The organism is Solibacillus sp. FSL R7-0668 (assembly GCF_038006205.1).
GTDB lineage: Bacteria > Bacillota > Bacilli > Bacillales_A > Planococcaceae > Solibacillus.
In genome coordinates this window covers 2615911-2636055 of sequence record NZ_JBBOUU010000001.1, presented here as the reverse complement: position 1 = coordinate 2636055, position 20145 = coordinate 2615911, and the positions used below count along the sequence as shown (strand labels likewise).

The 20145-nt window shown below is 39.4% G+C and carries 19 protein-coding genes and 1 other annotated feature; of the genes, 16 read left to right on the top strand and 3 right to left on the bottom strand.

Going from position 1 to position 20145, the window contains the following annotated elements; translation table 11 throughout:
- Window positions 1-67: 67 nt before the first annotated feature.
- Complete coding sequence (gene recD2, locus MKX47_RS13215; RefSeq protein ID WP_340774957.1) at window positions 68-2566, top strand: SF1B family DNA helicase RecD2; 2499 nt, start codon at window positions 68-70, stop codon at window positions 2564-2566.
- 70 nt (window positions 2567-2636) lie between these two features.
- Here recD2 and yeiL read toward each other — a convergent pair whose 3' ends face one another.
- On the bottom strand, window positions 2637-3305 hold the full coding sequence (gene yeiL, locus MKX47_RS13210; RefSeq protein WP_340774955.1) for a transcriptional regulator YeiL: 669 nt from the start codon (window positions 3303-3305) through the stop codon (window positions 2637-2639).
- A gap of 103 nt (window positions 3306-3408) precedes the next feature.
- On the opposite strand from yeiL, the gene MKX47_RS13205 reads away from it, so the two are divergent.
- From MKX47_RS13205 to mtnN, 15 genes are all read left to right on the top strand, one after another.
- Window positions 3409-4557 (top strand): MFS transporter, encoded by a 1149-nt coding sequence (locus MKX47_RS13205; protein WP_340774954.1) that lies wholly within the window; start codon window positions 3409-3411, stop codon window positions 4555-4557.
- A gap of 54 nt (window positions 4558-4611) precedes the next feature.
- Window positions 4612-4821, top strand: a binding site (T-box leader).
- 66 nt (window positions 4822-4887) lie between these two features.
- Window positions 4888-7560 carry an alanine--tRNA ligase gene (gene alaS, locus MKX47_RS13200; RefSeq protein WP_340774952.1) on the top strand — a complete coding sequence of 891 codons (2673 nt, stop codon included), beginning with the start codon at window positions 4888-4890 and terminating at the stop codon, window positions 7558-7560.
- A gap of 114 nt (window positions 7561-7674) precedes the next feature.
- On the top strand, window positions 7675-7947 hold the full coding sequence (locus MKX47_RS13195) for an IreB family regulatory phosphoprotein (RefSeq protein ID WP_340774949.1): 273 nt from the start codon (window positions 7675-7677) through the stop codon (window positions 7945-7947).
- Window positions 7944-8360 (top strand): Holliday junction resolvase RuvX, encoded by a 417-nt coding sequence (gene ruvX / locus MKX47_RS13190; protein ID WP_340774946.1) that lies wholly within the window; start codon window positions 7944-7946, stop codon window positions 8358-8360. Before MKX47_RS13195 ends, ruvX begins: the two co-directional genes overlap by 4 nt.
- Before the next feature lie 105 nt (window positions 8361-8465).
- On the top strand, window positions 8466-8753 hold the full coding sequence (locus MKX47_RS13185) for a DUF1292 domain-containing protein (RefSeq protein WP_340774943.1): 288 nt from the start codon (window positions 8466-8468) through the stop codon (window positions 8751-8753).
- A gap of 166 nt (window positions 8754-8919) precedes the next feature.
- Window positions 8920-9432, top strand: a complete 513-nt coding sequence (locus MKX47_RS13180; RefSeq protein ID WP_340774940.1) for a DUF1292 domain-containing protein — start codon at window positions 8920-8922, stop codon at window positions 9430-9432.
- 217 nt (window positions 9433-9649) lie between these two features.
- A complete protein-coding gene (gene mltG, locus MKX47_RS13175) occupies window positions 9650-10741 on the top strand; it encodes an endolytic transglycosylase MltG (protein WP_340777820.1) in 1092 nt (363 codons plus the stop codon).
- 222 nt (window positions 10742-10963) lie between these two features.
- On the top strand, window positions 10964-12214 hold the full coding sequence (locus MKX47_RS13170; protein WP_340770139.1) for an IS4 family transposase: 1251 nt from the start codon (window positions 10964-10966) through the stop codon (window positions 12212-12214).
- Window positions 12215-12648: 434 nt separating this feature from the next.
- Window positions 12649-13281 carry an O-methyltransferase gene (locus tag MKX47_RS13165; protein WP_340774937.1) on the top strand — a complete coding sequence of 211 codons (633 nt, stop codon included), beginning with the start codon at window positions 12649-12651 and terminating at the stop codon, window positions 13279-13281.
- Between the two features lie 5 nt (window positions 13282-13286).
- Complete coding sequence (locus tag MKX47_RS13160; RefSeq protein ID WP_340774935.1) at window positions 13287-14219, top strand: peptidase U32 family protein; 933 nt, start codon at window positions 13287-13289, stop codon at window positions 14217-14219.
- Window positions 14220-14238: 19 nt separating this feature from the next.
- On the top strand, window positions 14239-15516 hold the full coding sequence (locus MKX47_RS13155) for a peptidase U32 family protein (RefSeq protein WP_340774933.1): 1278 nt from the start codon (window positions 14239-14241) through the stop codon (window positions 15514-15516).
- Window positions 15517-16155, top strand: coding sequence for a uridine kinase (gene udk / locus MKX47_RS13150; RefSeq protein WP_340774931.1), 639 nt, complete (start codon window positions 15517-15519; stop codon window positions 16153-16155). It begins immediately after the preceding gene.
- A 266-nt stretch (window positions 16156-16421) separates the two neighbouring features.
- On the top strand, window positions 16422-16907 hold the full coding sequence (gene greA / locus MKX47_RS13145; protein WP_340774929.1) for a transcription elongation factor GreA: 486 nt from the start codon (window positions 16422-16424) through the stop codon (window positions 16905-16907).
- 88 nt (window positions 16908-16995) lie between these two features.
- Entirely contained in the window at window positions 16996-17670 is a 675-nt protein-coding gene (locus MKX47_RS13140) for a YrrS family protein (protein WP_340774927.1), read from the top strand.
- Between the two features lie 128 nt (window positions 17671-17798).
- Window positions 17799-18491, top strand: coding sequence for a 5'-methylthioadenosine/S-adenosylhomocysteine nucleosidase (gene mtnN, locus MKX47_RS13135; protein WP_340774925.1), 693 nt, complete (start codon window positions 17799-17801; stop codon window positions 18489-18491).
- A 93-nt stretch (window positions 18492-18584) separates the two neighbouring features.
- On the opposite strand, the gene sigK is transcribed toward mtnN, so the two are convergent.
- Window positions 18585-19289, bottom strand: coding sequence for an RNA polymerase sporulation sigma factor SigK (gene sigK / locus MKX47_RS13130; protein WP_340774921.1), 705 nt, complete (start codon window positions 19287-19289; stop codon window positions 18585-18587).
- A gap of 77 nt (window positions 19290-19366) precedes the next feature.
- Window positions 19367-19906: a CDP-diacylglycerol--serine O-phosphatidyltransferase gene (gene pssA / locus MKX47_RS13125; protein ID WP_340774918.1), complete on the bottom strand. Its 540-nt coding sequence runs from the start codon at window positions 19904-19906 to the stop codon at window positions 19367-19369.
- Window positions 19907-20145 lie beyond the last annotated feature (239 nt).

The window sequence follows — 20145 nt, the reverse complement described above, 5'->3', positions numbered from 1 at the left end:
GCTAAGACAGTCTAGGCATCATATGATAAAATGGCGATACGAAGAAAAAAGAAAGTGTGGCATGGAAATGGCGGAAAATCTCAATTTGTTCGACTTAAATAAAAATTTTATTCTAGGTCGCCCAATCGTAACAATTTTTCATAATGCAACGAATATGTACTCCATTGTTCGTGTCAAAATTCAAGAAACCAATATTCAACATGAAGAAAAAGAAATCATTATTGTTGGCTATTTTCCAAAATTAGCGGAGGATGAGCTCTACCGTTTTACAGGGCAAATGAAAACACATCCAAAATACGGGATGCAATTTCAAATTGATACTTTTGAAAAAGAAGTGCCAACAACAGAGCAAGGGATCGTGCATTATTTATCGAGCGATTTATTTACAGGAATTGGACGCAAAACAGCGGAGACAATTGTTAAAAAGCTTGGCCTTGATGCATTGACGATCATTTTAGAAGATCCATCCGCACTCGATGTGGTACCACGTTTAACGGCAGAAAAAAAATTGCATATTCGCCAAACCATCGAAGAAAACCTTGGCTTAGAGCGCGTCATGGTACGTCTGAATGAGTGGGGATTTGGTCCACAGCTGGGGATGAAAATTTACCAAGCGTATCGTGAGGAAACGATTACGCTCTTAACCGAAAATCCTTACCGTCTTATCGAGGAAGTAGATGGTGTAGGGTTTATTCGCGCGGATGAGCTTGGTGGGAAGCTTGGCATTACAGGGAATCATCCAGACCGAATTAAAGCCGGGATTTTTCATGTGCTAACAGCAGCGTCTTTATCGGAAGGGCATGTCTATTTAGACGCTGAAATCGTGCTGCCTCAAGTAAAGTCGATGCTGGAGCAAAGTCAGCGCATTGAAATTCCGTATGAGGCGATTTCCCAAGCCGCAATTGAAATGCGAGAGGAATCCAAAATTTGCGGTGAAGAAACGCGCCTGTATTTGCCCTCGCTCTATTTTAGTGAGGTAGGAATTGCGAGTAAAATAAATGAGCTAAAAGAAAAAAATAAACAAGCACAAAATTTTTCTCGTGACGAAATCCGAAAAGCAATCGGTAATATCGAGGAGCAGTACGAGGTAACCTACGCACCAACACAAGCACAGGCAATTGAAACGGCGCTTAATTCAGCCGTCATGATTTTAACTGGTGGGCCAGGTACAGGGAAGACAACCGTTGTGCGTGGAATCGTGGAAGTCTATGCCGAATTGCATGGTTTGTCGTTGGATCCGAAAACCTATGTGGAAAAGGACGAGCCATTTCCCATTGTTCTAGCAGCCCCAACTGGACGCGCAGCCAAGCGATTAGCCGAATCAACAGGTCTACCTGCGATGACCATCCACCGGTTACTTGGCTTTAACGGGCAGGAAAAGGGTGAAGAAACCGAACGTGAAGTAGTGGGACGACTCATTATTATTGATGAAATGTCGATGGTCGATACATGGCTAGCACATCAGCTATTAAAAGCATTGCATGAAGATGTACAAGTAGTGTTTGTGGGCGACCAGGACCAGCTCCCTCCTGTAGGACCGGGTCAAGTATTAAAGGACTTGCTAGGTTCACAGCAGATTCCGATCGTCGAATTAACCGATGTTTATCGTCAAGCGGAGGGGTCCACGATTATCGAAATGGCCCATCAAATTAAAAAAGGTATTGTACCTGAAACATTAACGGCGAAAACTTCGGACCGTTCGTTTATTCAAGCCGCAGCAGGCCAAGTAACAAGTGTCGTCACACAAGTTGTGAAGGGGGCCATGTCAAAAGGCCAGGCCATTCGTGATATTCAAGTACTCGCGCCTATGTATCGAGGACCTGCTGGAATTGATAATTTAAATAAAGAAATTCAGGAACTTGTTAATCCAAACGATGGTACCCGAAAAGAACTCGTCTTTGGGGATACGATTTACCGTATTGGCGATAAAGTGCTACAGCTCGTCAATCAGCCTGAAAACAATGTCTTTAATGGAGATATGGGGGAAGTCATTGCCATTATTCGTGCCAAGGAGACGGTAGAAAAACAGGATTTACTTGTCGTTTCCTATGATGGCATTGAAGTAACCTATCAGCGCCCTGATTTAAATCAAATTACACTCGCTTATTGCTGTTCCATTCATAAATCTCAGGGCTCGGAATTCCAGACGGTCATTATGCCAGTGGTGCGTGGCTATTCAAAAATGCTACGACGTAATTTGCTGTACACAGGGATTACACGGGCAAAAAACTTTTTAATCTTATGTGGCGAACCCGATGTCCTTGCAAAAGGATTAGCAACAACCGATGATTTGCAGCGCTTCACAACATTAAAGGCACGTTTAAATCCAGCGTTAACGACAGAGGCTGAAGCGGTGGTGACGCAAGAAAAGCCAATAGCCGTTTCGGAAAGTACGCAGCAGCAAGCACCAAAGCAGCCTGCTACAGAGCAGCTTGGATTATTGAATACAGTAGATTCACATAAAATCGGTGAAACATTGCCAACCAATTTAACGGTGGAAACAGCACCCTACATCCATCCGTTAATTGGCATGGACGGTATTTCACCATATGATTTTAATGAGTAGAATGAAAATAACTTATGTATTAAATCCAGTAATTTCTCCCAAGTGAAACAGAGGGGATTACTGGATTTTTTTAGTACTGGATTTCAGCTGCTAATTGCTCGAGTTGTTCTCGGTCATTTATAAGATAGCCACGATTATGCTTTGTTAAATAGCCAGCCTCTGTAAACTTGGCGAGGACAAATAGTAAATGACGGTAAGATACGCCTAAGTATTCGCACACCTCGGTATGTTTTTCTTTGTAAAACTCATTGTCAGAAGTGAGCAATATAAAAGAGGCGAGTCGATTTTCTAGCGGATAGGCTTGGTTTTGCGTATATCGAGTCGTCATATTCATCGTTTTGGTGCTTAAAAACAAACAAAGCATTTTTAAAAACACTGGATCGGCGAGTAGCTTGTCCTTTACATCTCGGAAATGAATCGCAAGACAAATAGTTTGCGTCACCGTCTGTATACCTTTTGAGTAGCGTGCTTCGTTTAATAATTCGATTTCACCCATAAACATCGGGGAAGTTAAAAATTCAATTAACGAAATTTTGCCGTTTTTATGGGTAATATAGAGCTTTGCCTTGCCTTCAACCATGTAGAACAGCGCTTCGGGGTAGGATTGCTCCTGGAATATATACTCTCCTTTTTCAAATTCATAGACATGGATATATGGGGTAATATCAAATGAAAAGAAATGTGAAATGGGGTATTTGCTAATATAGTAATTTGCTTCATCCTGTACTAATTTTTTCAATTACGTTTGCCACTCCTAACAAAAATATGAGATATCTCACAGTATTGTACTGGGTATCGTGCTACTATTCAACGTAGAAGAATTAAGAAAAGGAAGGTTTTGTATGAATCAACAACGTTGGTTAGCGAAAAACTTCTTTATGTTTTTTGCAACTTGGGGCATTTTTATTGCCTATTGGACAGGCTGGCTAATAAATGATAAGGGAATTTCGGTTTCAGAGGCCAGTATTATTATGGGGTTCGGATTAGTAGCACGGGCGATTTCGACGATGTTTATATTCCCTTCTATCTCGAAAATTATGAGTAATAAACGCGTACTTATATTCTTTACCTTAGTGTCGTTAATTGTGACGCTATTATATATTCCGGTCAGTTCGTTTGTCGGGCTGTTTATTATTACTATGTTATTTAGTATGTTTTATCCGGCACTTTTACCAGCTATGGAAAGCAGTGCCGCTACATTAATGCAACATGGGCAAGTTCATTACGGAAAAGCACGATCACTTGGTTCGTTTGGCTATGTTGTGGCGGTATTAATTATTAGTATGCTAACAGGTATTTACGGGGAGCAAACGATCCTGTGGGCGATGATATTTGGGTTAACGGCCTTATTTGCCATTCAATTAATGCCTGCACCTCAGATGTTAACGGTTATACCGAAGTCAGAGGAAACGAAATCATTATCGATGAAAGGCCTGTTTGAGGTAAAAAGTTTTGCCATTGTATTAATTGTCGTGATTTTATTGCAAGGTGCACATGCCTCTTACTACAATTATGGTTATATTTATTTACAAGATTTAAATGTCAATGCATTTTATATTGGGATGATTTTAAATGTGGCAGTGCTTTTTGAAATATTATATTTTTTAAAGGCAGATACGTTTTTAACGAAATGGAAGCCTTCTTCGCTGTTGTTACTTGCGGCAATTGGTTCGACGCTGCGCTGGCTACTCATTTATTTATTTCCAAATATGCCGATGTTCGTCGTGTCACAAGCGCTGCATGCCTTGTCGTTTGCCATGGCGCATTATGCCTTCATTCAATATATTTCAAAAGCATTACCAAAAGAGCAAATTCCGAATGCACAAGGCATGTACTCGGCATTAGCGATGAGCTTAAGTGCCGCTCTATTAACATGGCTTGGTGGAGTTCTGTATGAAGTGGAGCCGGGCTTAGCCTTTTTAGGAATGCTAATCTTTACAGTTCCGGCTGTATTTATTATTGTGTTGACGAAAAAACGTTTTGATTATTAACGACATACAATTGACAGCAGGAGTTCGTTTTTCTATAATAAACAAAGAATAAACATGAAAACGATGATGGAATAAGTACGTAATGTTAATTAGGCATTAGAAAGAGATTTCTCGGCTGAAAAAATCTCCCTAATCTATTACCGAAAGCTACTCCAGAGTGCAGCTAATCCCTGCCGTATGCTTACGTTACAAGCATCTGAGATATAGTGCTTTTGGCATTATAAATTAGGGTGGTACCACGAGATAACAGTCTTCGTCCCTTTACCTGGGATGGAGGCTTTTTTTATTGGGAATTCCATCGTATTCAATATTATTAGGAGGAAAAATTATATGACAACAAAAACAATGACAGGATCTGAAATTCGCCGTTTATATTTAGATTTCTTTAAAGAAAAAGGCCATCATGTTGAGCCTTCAGCACCACTTGTACCAATCAACGACCCTTCATTATTATGGATTAACTCAGGGGTAGCAACACTAAAGCCTTATTTCGATGGCCGTGTTATTCCAGAAAATCCACGTATTACAAATGCGCAAAAATCAATTCGTACAAACGATATCGAAAACGTAGGGAAAACAGCGCGTCACCATACATTCTTTGAAATGTTAGGGAACTTCTCAATCGGGGATTACTTCAAAAAAGAGGCCATTCACTACGCTTGGGAGTTCTTAACAGATCCGAAGTGGATGGGCTTTGAACCGGAAAAATTATCAATTACCATTCACCCTGAAGACCAAGAAGCATATGACGTGTGGCATAACGAAATCGGCATTCCTGCTGAGCGTTTAATCCGTTTAGAGGGCAACTTCTGGGATATCGGCGAAGGTCCATCTGGTCCAAACTCTGAAATTTTCTATGACCGCGGTGAGGCTTATGCATTCGGTGCACCTGAAGAGGAGCTATACACAGGTGGCGAAAACGAGCGCTATTTAGAAATTTGGAACCTTGTGTTCTCTCAATTTAACCACAATCCAGATGGCACTTACACGCCACTACCAAAGCAAAACATTGATACAGGTATGGGGCTAGAGCGTATTGTTTCCGTTGTGCAAAACGTACCAACAAACTTCGATACAGACCTATTTATGCCAATAATCGAAAAAACAGAAGAATTCGCCAACCGTCAATACAAACGTCCAGGCGAAGTAGACTTAAAAGAAATTTTCGGCTCAGCGGAGGATATTAACACGCCATTCAAAGTAATCGCTGACCATATCCGTACAGTAGCGTTCGCAATCGGTGACGGTGCATTACCATCAAACGAAGGTCGTGGCTATGTATTACGCCGCTTATTACGTCGTGCAGTTCGCTATGCAAAACAAATTGGTATCAATAAGCCATTTATGTACAAATTAGTGCCAACAGTTGGTGCAATCATGCAAGACTTCTATCCAGAAGTAACAGAAAAGCAAGAATTCATCCAACGTGTTATTAAAAACGAAGAAGACCGCTTCCACGAAACATTAGACGGTGGTTTAGCTATTCTTTCTGAAGTGATTGATGCGCAAAAAGCAAAAGGTGAAACGGTTATTCCGGGTGCAGATGCATTCAAGCTTTATGATACTTTTGGTTTCCCAGTAGAATTAACTGAGGAGTATGCAGAAGAAGCAGGCATGACAGTTGACCACGCAGGCTTCGAGGCTTCAATGGAAGAGCAACGTGAGCGCGCTCGTAATGCACGTGTAGATGTAGATTCTATGCAAGTACAAAATGAAGTATTATCAAACTTAAAACAAGCATCGACATTCATTTACAATGCGTATGAACTACAAGGCACGGTTGCAGCAATTGTCATTAATGGACAAGAAGTAACTACTGCTTCTGAAGGACAAGAAGCGCTAATCATCTTATCTGAAACGCCATTCTATGCTGAAATGGGTGGTCAAATCGCCGATACAGGTGTAATTGAATCAGACACATTTAAAGCCATCGTAAAAGATGTTCAAAAAGCACCAAATGGACAACCCTTACACACAGTTGTTGTAGAGTCTGGTGAAATGAATGTTGGCGACGTAGCAACAGCAAAAGTAGATGAAGCAAAACGAAAATTAATTTTAAAAAACCATACAGCGACACACTTAATGCACCGCGCACTTAAAGATGTGTTAGGTGATCATGTAGCACAAGCCGGTTCTTATGTAGGTCCTGACCGTTTACGTTTTGACTTCTCTCATTTCGGCGCAGCAACAAAAGAAGAGCTTGCACAAGTAGAGCGTGCAGTAAACGAAAAAATTTGGGAAGATATTGAAGTGATCATTCAAGAAATGGATATCGACTCTGCCAAAGCAATGGGCGCAATGGCGTTATTCGGCGAAAAATACGGAGATGTCGTGCGTGTAGTAGCGGTTTCAGATTATTCAATCGAGCTTTGCGGTGGACTACACGTAAGCCGTTCTTCTGAAATTGGCATTTTCAAAATCGTATCTGAGGGCGGTATTGGTGCTGGCACACGTCGTATCGAAGCCGTAACAGGTAAAGCTGCATATGAAGCAATTAAAGAAGAAGAAGCCATTCTAAATGAATCTGCGGCATTATTAAAGGCAAATCCAAAAGATGTAGCAACACGCGTCGCATCATTACAAGCAGATTATAAAGAATTACAACGTGAAAATGAATCCTTATCACAAAAAATTGCTAACGCTCAAGCTGGTGCGGTATTAGATGCGGCACAACAAATTGGTGATGTTACAGTACTTGCAACACGCGTTGAAGCAAAGGACAACAATCAGTTACGTCAAATGATGGATGACTTAAAAGAAAAAATGGCGTCTGCAATTATTGTCTTAGGTGCTTCAGATGACGAAAAAGTTATGATATGTGCGGGTGTGACAAAAGATATTGTTGGCGGTAACTATCACGCAGGTAATATCGTAAAATTAGTAGCAGAAGCTTGTGGTGGTAAAGGTGGCGGTCGTCCAGATATGGCGATGGCTGGTGCAAAAGATGCTTCTAAACTAGATGAAGCATTAGCAAACGTATATGAGCACGTAAAATCTTTATAAGTTTGAAAATATAGACGAAGCATATTTGAAGTGCTTGCTTGAATAAGTTATAATGGTAAAAATGGAGATGGGGTCTAGCTCCATCTCCTTATTGCTGAAAGCGAGGTGCTGGTCTTGAGTTCTTTCGATCAAACGATGAAATTTAGTTTTCCTGAAGAGTCAATGGAACAAGAAGTAAAGCAAGTGATGTTGAAGGTGTATACGTCTCTAGAAGAAAAAGGTTATAATCCAACAAATCAAATTGTAGGGTATCTATTATCTGGTGACCCGGCATACATCCCTCGCCACCAGGACGCGCGTAATTTAATCCGCAAGCTCGAGCGTGATGAAATACTAGAAGAGCTCGTGAAATTTTATATTAGAGAGAATACTGAGGCGGAAAAATGAAAATTATGGGTTTAGACGTTGGCTCAAAAACAATCGGAGTGGCAATTAGTGATGCACTCGGTTGGACAGCGCAAGGGATTGAAACTGTAAAAATCAACGAAGCAGAGGGCGAATTCGGCATTGAGCGCATTCAAGAGCTTGTCAAAGAGCACAATGTCACAGAATTCGTTGTCGGCTATCCAAAAAACATGAATAATACAGTTGGTCCTCGCGGGGAAGCTTCCGAAAACTATAAAAAGTTATTAGAAGAGACATTTGGGTTCCCTGTGAAGCTGTGGGATGAGCGTTTAACAACGATGGCTGCAGAGCGCGTGTTACTCGAAGCAGATGTAAGCCGAAAAAAACGAAAACAAGTCATTGATAAAATGGCTGCTGTCATGATTCTACAAGGTTATTTAGACAGCCGAAATTAAAAACTGATTAAAATGAGGCTTTTTTGTACTGAATACAGAAAGCTTTATGTATAATGAGTTGTGCAATAATAGGCATTGCCTAAATTTTATGAAGAGGTGACGAGAATGTCAGAACAACAACACCACATTACAGTAGTAGACGAAAAAGGTAACGAACAACTTTGCGAAATTTTACACACATTTGAATCAGAAGAGTTCGGTAAATCATACGTGCTTTATTCTTTAGTAGGTGCTGAAGAAGATGAAGATGGCGCTGTAGAAATCTTTGCATCAGCGTTTGCTCCAGCTGAAAATGGTGAAGATGGCGAATTAATGCCAATCGAAACTGAAGCGGAATGGGATTTAATTGAAGAAGTATTAAATCAAATCGAAGACGAATTAGGCGAAGAATAATTTTTTTTAAAAAACAAAGGGATTGTCTGGAAGTGCTTTCTGGACAATCCCTTTGCGCGAAGATGGAAAGTAGCATAATGGGGATTATGAATGCTTCGTCTCATAAAAGTTTTTGCTAAATAAGTCAGGGCGCTTAAAACAGCACCCATCATTTAGGAGGAAAAAAATGGAAGAGAATATATTCATTTTACAAAAAGAAGATGGCGGCGAGCAGCAATGCCGTGTTGTCTTCACATTTGATTCAGACGAACATGCCTATGTTTTATTTTCATTAGTAGGCGATGAAGATGCGGGCATTTCTGCATTGCGCTATGAGCTAGACGAAAATGGCGAAATGGCTGATTTTTCAGATATCGAAACCGATGAAGAATGGGCAATGGTGGAAGAAGTGATGAATACGGTATTAGCTGAATTTGGTGCAGATCAAGCCAATTACTTCACGATTACAAATGAGAATGATGAAGAAATTATGTGTCAAATCTTACACCGTTTCGATAATGCAGGAAAAAGCTATTTATTCTATGCAATTTTAGAAGATGATGAGCCACAATTAGATGAAGTATTTGCTTCAGCTTATATTGCTGGGGATAATGGTGAGGTAGCAGACCTATTACCAATCGAAACCGATGAAGAATGGGCAATGGTAGAAGAAATGCTCAATTCATTAGCACAAAACTAACTTAATGTATTTAAAACTAGGGCTATGTTGAAAGTTGAAAAACTTTTGCAGAGCTCTTTTTTTTCTGTTTGAACCTCTAAATATATTTTTCGTCGTCATTTACGAGAATAAATTCATTACTTTAACGCCAATTATTGTATGAAAGCTAAAATTTATGTATCATAATGAAAGAGAAAAAGGGGGGACTCCCGTGCTAGATGAAAATTCCAAGAAAGAAATGTTCGAGAAGATGAAGGAACGCAAAGGAGAGGTGAAAACCGTGCGAAAAATTGTTGGGATTATCGCGCTTGTCGTTCTAATCGTCATCGCAATAGTAGGTTATGCGGGCTATAATTATGTAACTTCGGCATTAGAGCCAGTAGACCCGGAGTCAAATAAAAAAATTGAAGTGGAGATTCCGATGGGGTCTGGTATTACATTGATTTCTAGTATTTTAGAGGAAAAAGGAATCATTCAAGATGCCCGCATTTTTAAATATTACACAAAATTTAAAAACGAATCAGATTTCCAAGCAGGAAATTACTCATTAACGCAATCTATGACGCTGGATGAAATTATCGAAAGCTTAAAAACAGGGCGTGTGTATCGTGAGCCTGTATTTACAATGACCGTACCTGAAGGGTTAACATTAGAGCAAATTGCAAAAGTTGTAGAAAAAAATACATCACATAGTGCTGAAAAATTTATGGCGCGAGTGACAGATCAAGCATTTATCGAGCAAATGATGACAGAGTATCCAGATTTACTGACAGAGGCTATTTTAAATGAAAATATTCGCTATGCATTAGAAGGCTACTTATATCCAGCAACTTACCCGTTCTTTGAGGAAGATCCGACGCTAGATGACATTATTAAAACGATGCTGACGTCCATGAATACCATTGTGTCTGAATATTCAACGGTGTTAGCAGAAAAGGAAATGTCGATTCATGAGTTTTTAACGTTTGCTTCACTTCTTGAAGAAGAAGCAACAGCTCAAACAGACCGTGAAACAATTGCGAGTGTGTTTTATAATCGAATGGATATTGATATGCCACTTCAAACGGATCCAACCGTGCTCTATGCGTTAGGCTCGCATAAAGACCGCGTGCTCTATGAAGATTTAGAAGTGAAGAATCCATACAATACGTATGTCAATATTGGTCTACCACCAGGACCAATTGCCGGTGCTGGAAAAATATCGATTGACGCAACGTTGAACCCTACGGATACGAATTATTTATACTTCTTAGCAGACAAAGAAGGAACAAATCACTTTGCGAAAACCTATGATGAGCATTTAGCAAATATTGAAAAGTATTTACGCTAGGCTTCATTCCTATTCAGCGTTTGTCTCACACTTTTTTGAAAGTGGAGTTGAACGCTGATTTTTATACTTAAAATCATTAACATTGCATTAATTTAAAACACATTATATCAAGAGTCTTTCTATCTAAAAATATCCCAAAATTAGGTATTCCATTGCACGAAAAAACTCCTTATAATTAGGTTTGGTAGTTCTGTCCAAATCCCAATTTAAAGGAGCTTACCCATGGACAAGGATACCACAAAATCCACATTAAATGAATTGTTAAAAGTACTCGATGAGAAAACATTTTTAAAAGTTGTGAACGTTTCAAATCTCGACTCTTACATTAAAAAGTTGACAGCTTATAAGTTTCTTCAGCTGTTCATCATTGCGCAATTGAATGAAAAAAGTTCGCTTAAAAAATTAGCGAAACAGCTGAAAGATACCGAAGAACTTCATACATTTATTCAAATGGATGCCATTAGTTCGTCGCAGCTTTCGCGTAAACAATCCTGCCTCACCCCTAGAATATTCGAAAAAGTCTTTCGCCATCTCGCCGTTTCCATTCAGGTGAAAATGAAAGGAAACTCACCGTTTCTTCGTGATATTGGGAAATTACTTGTCATCGATTCTTCTACGATGTCGATGAGTCTAAGCCAATATCCTTGGGCAACGTTTCGAAAAACAAAGGCAGGCGTTCGTCTACATTTGCGCGTGGTTGTCACAAAAGATGTGACACTTCCTGATCAAGCGGTCATTTTACCAGCGAAACACGCAGATCGCACGCAAATGAACAAGTTAATTGATGTCGATTCCGATGCGATTCATCTGTTTGACCGAGGCTATACGGACTATCGACAATACGATAAACTCTGCGATCGAGGAATTCGTTTTATCACACGACTGAAGAAAAATGCAAAAATCGAAGTGTTGAATGAACAAGTCCCAGACGTTGAAAATAACATCTTTTCTGATCAAGAAGTCTTTCTAGGTGATGAGCAGAACCGAACGAAAATGCAGAATACACTACGTTTAATTCGAACGAAGGACAGTGAAGGGAATGAAATTATCATTCTTACAAGTTGTTTCGATTTATCGGCGAAAGAAATTGGTGACCTCTATCGCTATCGTTGGAAAATCGAAACGTTTTTTAAATGGATGAAACAACATCTAAGAATCAAAAGCTTCTACGGAAAAAGTCAAAACGCTGTGTATACACAAATTTGGATCGCCTTAATTACGTATTGCTTACAGGTATTATTAAAACTGAAATTGAACCATAATGGACCTCTTTTAGACTTAAAAGAAACGCTCCAAAATCTACTCTTTAAGCCATTTGAAGTATTTATAAAAGCGCTATTTAGGGCGCCAACCAGAAAATCAAAAGGACGGAAAAAGTACGATTGGAACAGAGAATTTCAGCACATCGTCAGACAGTTCCACGAAAGAGAGGTGGAACATCTGGACGAATTAACGTATGATCCAATTTTCTAAGCTGTATCGGATGTAAATAATTTACAATTTGTGGATAAGAGCTACCGCTTATGCGCATGTTGACTTTTTTTAAAATCTAGGAAGAACAATTGTTCAGAAAATTCTGGAATTAATATTAAATAGGTATTTTATCTCTTTTGACAAACGTTAAAAATTTTTATGCAACGTTAATGACTTAAAATAGAATAAAGAGTTTCGAATTTAGAAAGACATTTTTAAAAATTGAGTCTTGATTACTCGTAACAGGTTGGCTGTTTACGTCAAAAGGCGGATTTTAGGAAAGATTATTCGCATTCCTCTTGTTTTCGTGCTATCATAAGTTGTGATTTTTTGTCCTTATATAAAAAAAAATTGTAGGCGCAAACATCTTACGTTTCGTCTTTTTTCTTATGAAAAGACATGCGCAAAAACTACACGTAAAGGGAGATTGACGAATGGAATTATCAGATGCCTATATTGCTTCCTTCATTCCTGAACGTGATGAATTATTATTAGAAATGGAACGCTTTGCAGAGGAAAACCATGTACCAATTATGCAGCTTGCAGGTATTGAATCATTAAACCAGCTATTGCGTATTCAAAATCCGAAATCAATTTTAGAAATTGGAACGGCGATTGGCTATTCGGCAATGCGTATGGCACAAGCGTTACCAACGTGCCATATTGTCACAATTGAACGTGATGCGTCGCGTGTACAATATGCGAAACAATTCATTGCAAGATCACAGGTAAAAGACCGTATACAAGTCATTGAAGGCGATGCGTTAGAAGTAGAGGTGGAATCCATTCAACCTACTTTTGATGCTGTTTTTATTGATGCGGCAAAGGGGCAATACATGAAGTTTTTCGAAAAGTATGCACCGCTCGTTCCGTCGGGTGGCGTTTTATACATCGATAATATGTATATGCACGGGCTTTCAGATTTAGATATAAAAGAAGTACCGAGAAGAAAAAGAACGATGATTCGAAATTTAAAAACATTTTCTGATTGGATTATGGCGCATCCTGATTATACAAGTGCGTTCTTCCCAGTTGGCGATGGTTTGTTAATTTGTTTGAAGAGGTGATTAGTGTGAAAAAACCAGAATTATTAGTAACACCACAATCGGTTGAGCATGTTGTAGCATTACTTGATGCAGGTGCAGATGCCTTTGTAATTGGTGAACAAAAATTTGGCTTACGATTAGCTGGAGAGTTTACAGTAGCACAAGTAGAAGAGGCAACAAAGCTGATTCATGCTGCAGGTAAAAAAGTATATGTAGCGGTGAACGTGTTATTCCATAACGATCGTTTAGAAGCGCTAGACGTGTATTTACAAGAAATGCAACGAATTGGTGTTGACGCACTGATTTTCGGTGATCCAGCGGTAATCGTAGCCGTCCGTGAATTAGGCATTACGATTCCATTACATTGGAACCCAGAAACGACAGCAACTAACTGGTTCCAAGTGAATTATTGGGGCGAGCGCGGCAGTAAGCGCGGTGTATTAGCACGCGAGCTTTCAGTTGATGAAGTAATAGAAATTAAAGAAAATACAAAGCATGAAATTGAAGTGCAAGTGCACGGCATGACATGTATGTTCCAATCTAAGCGCTCTCTTTTAGGTAACTATTTCTTATACCGCGATCAAGCGATGGAAATCGAAAACCGTAAAGACAATAAAAACATGTTCTTACATGATAAAGAGCGTAAAAATAAATACCCAATTTATGAAGATATGAATGGTACGCATATTTATTCGCCAAATGATATGTGTATCATCGAGGAGTTAAACGAATTATTCGAAGCTGGCATTGATTCGTTAAAAATCGACGGTATTTTACAAACGTTTGATTATGTCGTTAAGGTAACATCACTTTACCGTAAGGCGATTGATACGTATTTTGAACAAGGTGAAGATGCGTATGAAGACATCAAATCTGAATTATTCGAGCAAGTAGAGGCAATTCAGCCGGCGTTACGTCCACTGGATACTGGCTTCATCTACAAAGAAACAGTTTACTAGGAAGGAGAACGAAGGCAGTATGCTACAGTTAATTCAAAACGAAAAAATCCGTGAGACAATTAACGGAAAAACAATCATTACGAAAAAACCTGAGCTTCTAGCACCAGCAGGAAGCTTAGAAAAATTAAAAGTTGCCGTTCATTACGGCGCTGATGCTGTATTTATCGGCGGTCAAGAATTTGGTCTACGTTCAAACGCAGGGAACTTCACAATTGAGGAAATGAAGGAAGGCGTCGAGTTCGCCAATAAATATGGCGCGGTTATTTATGTTACGACAAATATCTTTGCCCATAACGAAAACATGGACGGGCTGGAAGACTATTTACAAGCGATTGAAGGGGCCGGCGTTAAAGGGATTATCGTAGCCGACCCATTAATTATCGAAACTTGTAAAAAAGCAGCACCATCTTTAGAAATTCACCTTTCGACACAGCAATCCCTTTCGAACTGGAAAGCAGTGAAGTATTGGAAGGACGAAGGTTTAGAGCGTGTCGTTTTAGCACGTGAAGTTGGCGGCGAGGAAATGCGCAAAATGAAAGAGGAAGTAGACATTGAAATCGAGGCATTCGTGCACGGGGCAATGTGTATCGCTTACTCTGGTCGTTGTACATTATCGAACCATATGACAGCACGTGACTCAAACCGTGGTGGCTGTTGTCAATCTTGTCGTTGGGATTATGACCTATACGAAGAAAAAGATGGCGAAGAAGTGGCGTTATTTAACGAAGGGGAAGCACCTTTCGCGATGAGCCCGAAAGATTTAAAATTAATCGAATCGATTCCACATATGATTGAGCTTGGCATTGACTCATTAAAAGTGGAAGGCCGTATGAAATCAATTCACTACGTTGCAACAGTTGTCTCTGTATATCGTAAAGTAATTGACGCATACTGTGCAGACCCTGAGAACTTCTCATTCCAAAAAGAATGGCTAGAAGAATTAGCGCGCTGTGCAAACCGTGCAACGGCTTCATCATTCTTTGAAGGTGAGCCAAGCTACAAACAGCAAATGTTCGGTTTCCACTCACACAAAATGAAATGGGATTTCGCCGGCTTTGTCATGGACTATGATGCAGAGACGCAAATGGTCACATTAGAGCAGCGTAACTACTTCAAACCAGGCGATACAATTGAATTTTTCGGTCCAAACATCGAAACATTCAAAATGACAGTCGGCCAAATTTGGGACGAGGATGGCAATGAGCTAGATGTTGCCCGTCATCCATTACAAATCGTGAAATTCAAAGTGGATCAACCGATTTCGCACTTTGATATGATGCGAAAGGAGAACAACTAAATGACAAAGAAGCGCCCAGTTGTCATCGGGATTGCTGGTGGTTCATGCTCAGGTAAAACGAGTGTTACACGTGCCATTTATGATGTTTTCCGTGAAGATTCAGTTGTTGTGATTGAACAAGACTATTATTACAAAGACCAAAGCCATATGACGTTTGATGAACGTTTACTGACAAACTATGACCATCCATTAGCATTCGATACAGACTTATTAATCGAACATGTGAACAGCTTATTAGATTATCAATCGGTAGAAAAGCCTGTTTACGATTATGTGCAGCATACACGTTCACAAGAAATTATTCATGTTGAGCCCAAAGATGTCATTATCCTGGAAGGTATTTTAGTGTTAGAGGATGAGCGTTTACGTGATTTAATGGATATTAAATTATTCGTAGATACGGATTCGGATTTGCGCATCATTCGCCGTATTCAACGTGATATTAAAGACCGTGGTCGTACAGCAGATTCAGTAATCGAGCAATATTTATCGGCAGTACGTCCGATGCATAATTTATTTATCGAACCAACAAAACGCTATGCGGATGTGATTATCCCAGAAGGTGGCGATAATAACGTGGCAATTGATTTGATGGTAACGAAAATAAAAACAATTCTTGAAACTGATGCGAACTTGTAATATGATGGTGTAGTATTTACAAATATTGCATTTCAATTATGGAAACAACACATAAATAAGCAAAGATGAAATTCGGCTGCTAGTAAACGCTGTGTAAAGATTCTATTTAGCAATCTTTACACATACCGTAAACTAGTAGTCGGGTTTTCTGTTATTTATGAACAAAAAATTTGATTTGTAAACTTTGTTCGAAATAAGAATAAAGTCAGCAATATGAAAATGGAATAAGTAAACGTTTTCAAGGTATAACGGAGGAGTGAGAACAAATGTCAAACGAAAAACAATATCCAATGACACTTGAAGGTAAAGCAAAATTAGAAAATGAGTTAAACGAATTAAAAACAGTAAAACGCCCAGAAGTAGTAGAGCGTATTAAAGTAGCACGTTCTTTTGGTGACTTATCAGAGAACTCTGAGTACGATTCAGCAAAAGAAGAGCAAGGATTCGTGGAAGGACGTATTTCTTTAATCGAGCAAATGCTACGTAATGCATTAATCATTACGGAAGACGCTACTACAAACGTTGTGTCTCTTGGCAAAACGATTACATTCGATGAGCTCATCGATGGCAAGCGTGCAAACTTTGAAGAATCTTATACAATCGTAGGTTCAGCAGAGGCAGACCCAATTGAAGGGAAAATTTCAAATGACTCACCAATCGCAAAAGCATTGATGGGCAAACAAGTCGATGATGTAGTAAAATTAACAACACCAGGCGGCGACATGGAAGTTGTTATTTTAGATATTAAATAATTGAATTTTTATGTAAGAAGCAGTTAGCTCTCATTCGCTAACTGCTTTTCTTTTTGCTACAATATGTACAGGCATAGGGGGGATTGAGATGGAACGTAAACGACGCTTTCAAACAAGACAGCAATATGCAGAAGAAAAGGCGCAAAATACAAAATTTGATAGGGTCAACAAAAATTTAAATGTATTGATTGCCATTGTAGCAATAGCGATTGTGGCAACATTAGCGATAATATTATCAAAAGATCCAGTACCAAATGATCAGGCAGAAGCAAAGGATGCAAACGAGCAAGTTTCTTCAGATGAGCAACAATCGGGCGAAGATCAAACGGGTACAGGTATAACGGATGAAAACGACCAAGACGATGAAAATGTGACTGAGGAAACTGATAATGCTGAAGAAACAACCGATGTCGTAGAAAATACGGTACTTCCTTCAGCAGATCCAATTGTACAGGAAGTTCAAGTAAATGATACGTGGACAGCCTACCCGACAGAGCAAACGGGTACTCATGAGTCGATATTTGAAAAAGGTCATATCGATTATGAAGAGAAGCTAAAGGCCATATTTAGCGTGCTTGACTTAGAGCAAGAGAATAGTATTGTGTTAAGAATAAAAAATAATGGTAGTGCATCAACTGCCATTGCCGTTGTCACATCCATGGATAAAGAGCAAATGTATCGTGTCAGCATCGAATGGATTGACGGAGAGGGCTGGAAACCAACACGCTTAGAAGTATTAAATACGGTAGAAGATGCCTATTAACGATATTTAAGCTTGACGAAGTGCAGTGGAATTGAGTACTTTAAGTAGAGCCCTGGCAGATGTCCTGGGCTTGAAATGAATTTGGATACAATTATGTCTTGGCGTAATTGATTATTGGAGGAACAAACATGAAAATCGCAGTAATTGGGGCAATGGAACAAGAAGTAGAATTATTACGCGCAGCATTGCAAAACCCACATTCAGAAACAATCGCAAACAGCGAATATACAACAGGTACATACGAAGGCAAAGAAGTAGTGCTTTTAAAAAGTGGAATCGGTAAAGTAAACGCCGCAATGTCGACAACAATCTTACTAGAAAAGTATCAGCCAGATGTTGTAATTAACACAGGTTCAGCGGGTGGCTTTGATCGTGCATTAAACGTAGGCGATATTGTCATTTCTGATGAAGTCCGCCACCATGATTGTGATGTGACGATTTTTGGTTATGAAATTGGACAAATGGCGGGCATGCCAGCAGCATATCTTTCAGATGAAAAGCTAATGGAAGTGGCTAAACAAGCAGTAGCGGAAGTAGGCGAGCACAACGCAGCGGTAGGCTTAATTTGTTCAGGTGATGTCTTTATGAGCAATCCTGTTCGCGTTGAGGCGGTGCGTAAAGACTTCCCAACAATGAAAGCAGTTGAAATGGAAGCAGCGGCCGTAGCGCAAGTTTGCTACCAATTTGGCACACCCTTTGTTGTAATCCGTGCGTTATCTGATATCGCAGGTCAAGAATCAAATATTAGCTTCGATGAGTTTTTATCAGTAGCAGCAAAGCATTCGACAGAGATCGTATTAAAGGCCATTACAAAATTATAATTCGAAATGCGTTTTCATTAATGCTTAATTGAAAGGGGTACTTTGCAAATCGCAAAGTGCCCTTTTTACAATGTTAAAATCGTATAACTCACGCTAATGTTGGTTTTCATTATGCTTAAACTGCTGATACAGCTTGATGAGTGCTCGTTTTTCAATCCGGGATACGTAGCTACGTGAAATATTAAGGCGTGTGGCGATTTCTTTTTGTGTGTGTGGATCAAAGTTTTGCAAGCCATAGCGGTAGGAGATGATTTCGAGTTCACGCGGATCGAGTGTGTTTAAATAATGATACAGCTTCGCGAAATCTTCCTTCTTTTCGATTTTTTCGATAGCAGTGGGTTCATCAAGCTGAAGTAAATCACGAATTTGAAGGGATTGGCCATCTTTATCGATTCCAATCGGTTCAAAAAGGGATACGTCTTTTTGTACCTTTTTTTGTGTGCGTAAATACATGAGAATTTCATTTTCGATACAGCGCGCGGCATACGTAGCTAGGCGGGTTTTCTTTTCAGGGGTAAAACTACTGACAGCTTTCATTAAACCAATCGTGCCAATTGAAATATAATCATCAAGCAATTCGTGTGGGGGATGAAATTTTTTGACGACATGCGCGACAAGTCGCATATTATGCTCGATTAATTCAATCCGAGCCTGTTCGTCACCTTCCATAAAGCGGGCAATTACTTGCTGTTCTCGTTCACGACTGAGTGGCTTCGAAAAGGTTTGCCCTTTTAAATAGCCGACAAGTGCAGGGAACTCAAGCCAAAGTTGAAGCAGTACAGTTAAAACACCGCTCAAAGAAATCTCCTTTCATGTTTTCGACAGTATATGATACATTTCGTCAGCGCATGAAAAAAGTGTAGGACTTTAAGTGCCTACACTTTTTTTAATGTAAATGTACTAACCATCATGACCGCAAGTACAGGGAACAAAATCATGTAAAATTGCGTTGATAGTATATCCGTAAAGAAATATGAAAATGTAAGTAGCGTACCCGCCGCTGTAATGGGTAATCCTACGAAATAACCTGTTGAATCCATAACATTAAAACGTGCTAAACGGATTGCACCAGCTGCGATAAATAATACGGGCATCATCATTCCCGAAACACCAGCATCGATTAAAGCCATTTCATACATTAAGAGGGCAGGTGCGACACCAAACGAAATAATATCAGCCATTGAATCGAGTTGTTTCCCTAATTCAGACTCTTGATTAAATTTTCGTGCTACTTTTCCGTCGTAGCGGTCTAAAAATGCTGCGAAAAAAATTAATAGGACACTGTAGCTATATGAATCATTTAACGTCGCCATAATAGCAGCGCCACCAAATGACATATTAGTAATTGTTATAATATTTGCAGCATTTGCTTTTATCTTTTTCAATGTGGAATCCACCTTCTGAAATAGAAACATCGGAAACACTCCTTTGCTCATTCGCTATTCTTTATTATACTTGTTAATTGAAAAAAAGGTAGTAGTTTATTCATAATAAGCCCTTTATTTGTGTGCATTTCCATTATATAATTTATATTTATCCTGCATTTCTGAACAGTAAAAATAGGGTCTGAAAAGCCTGATATGGTGCGAGCAATTCAGCTATGTGGTGGCTAGAAATTTCACTGTGCAAAAATAAACGTCAAAAACTATTAGTA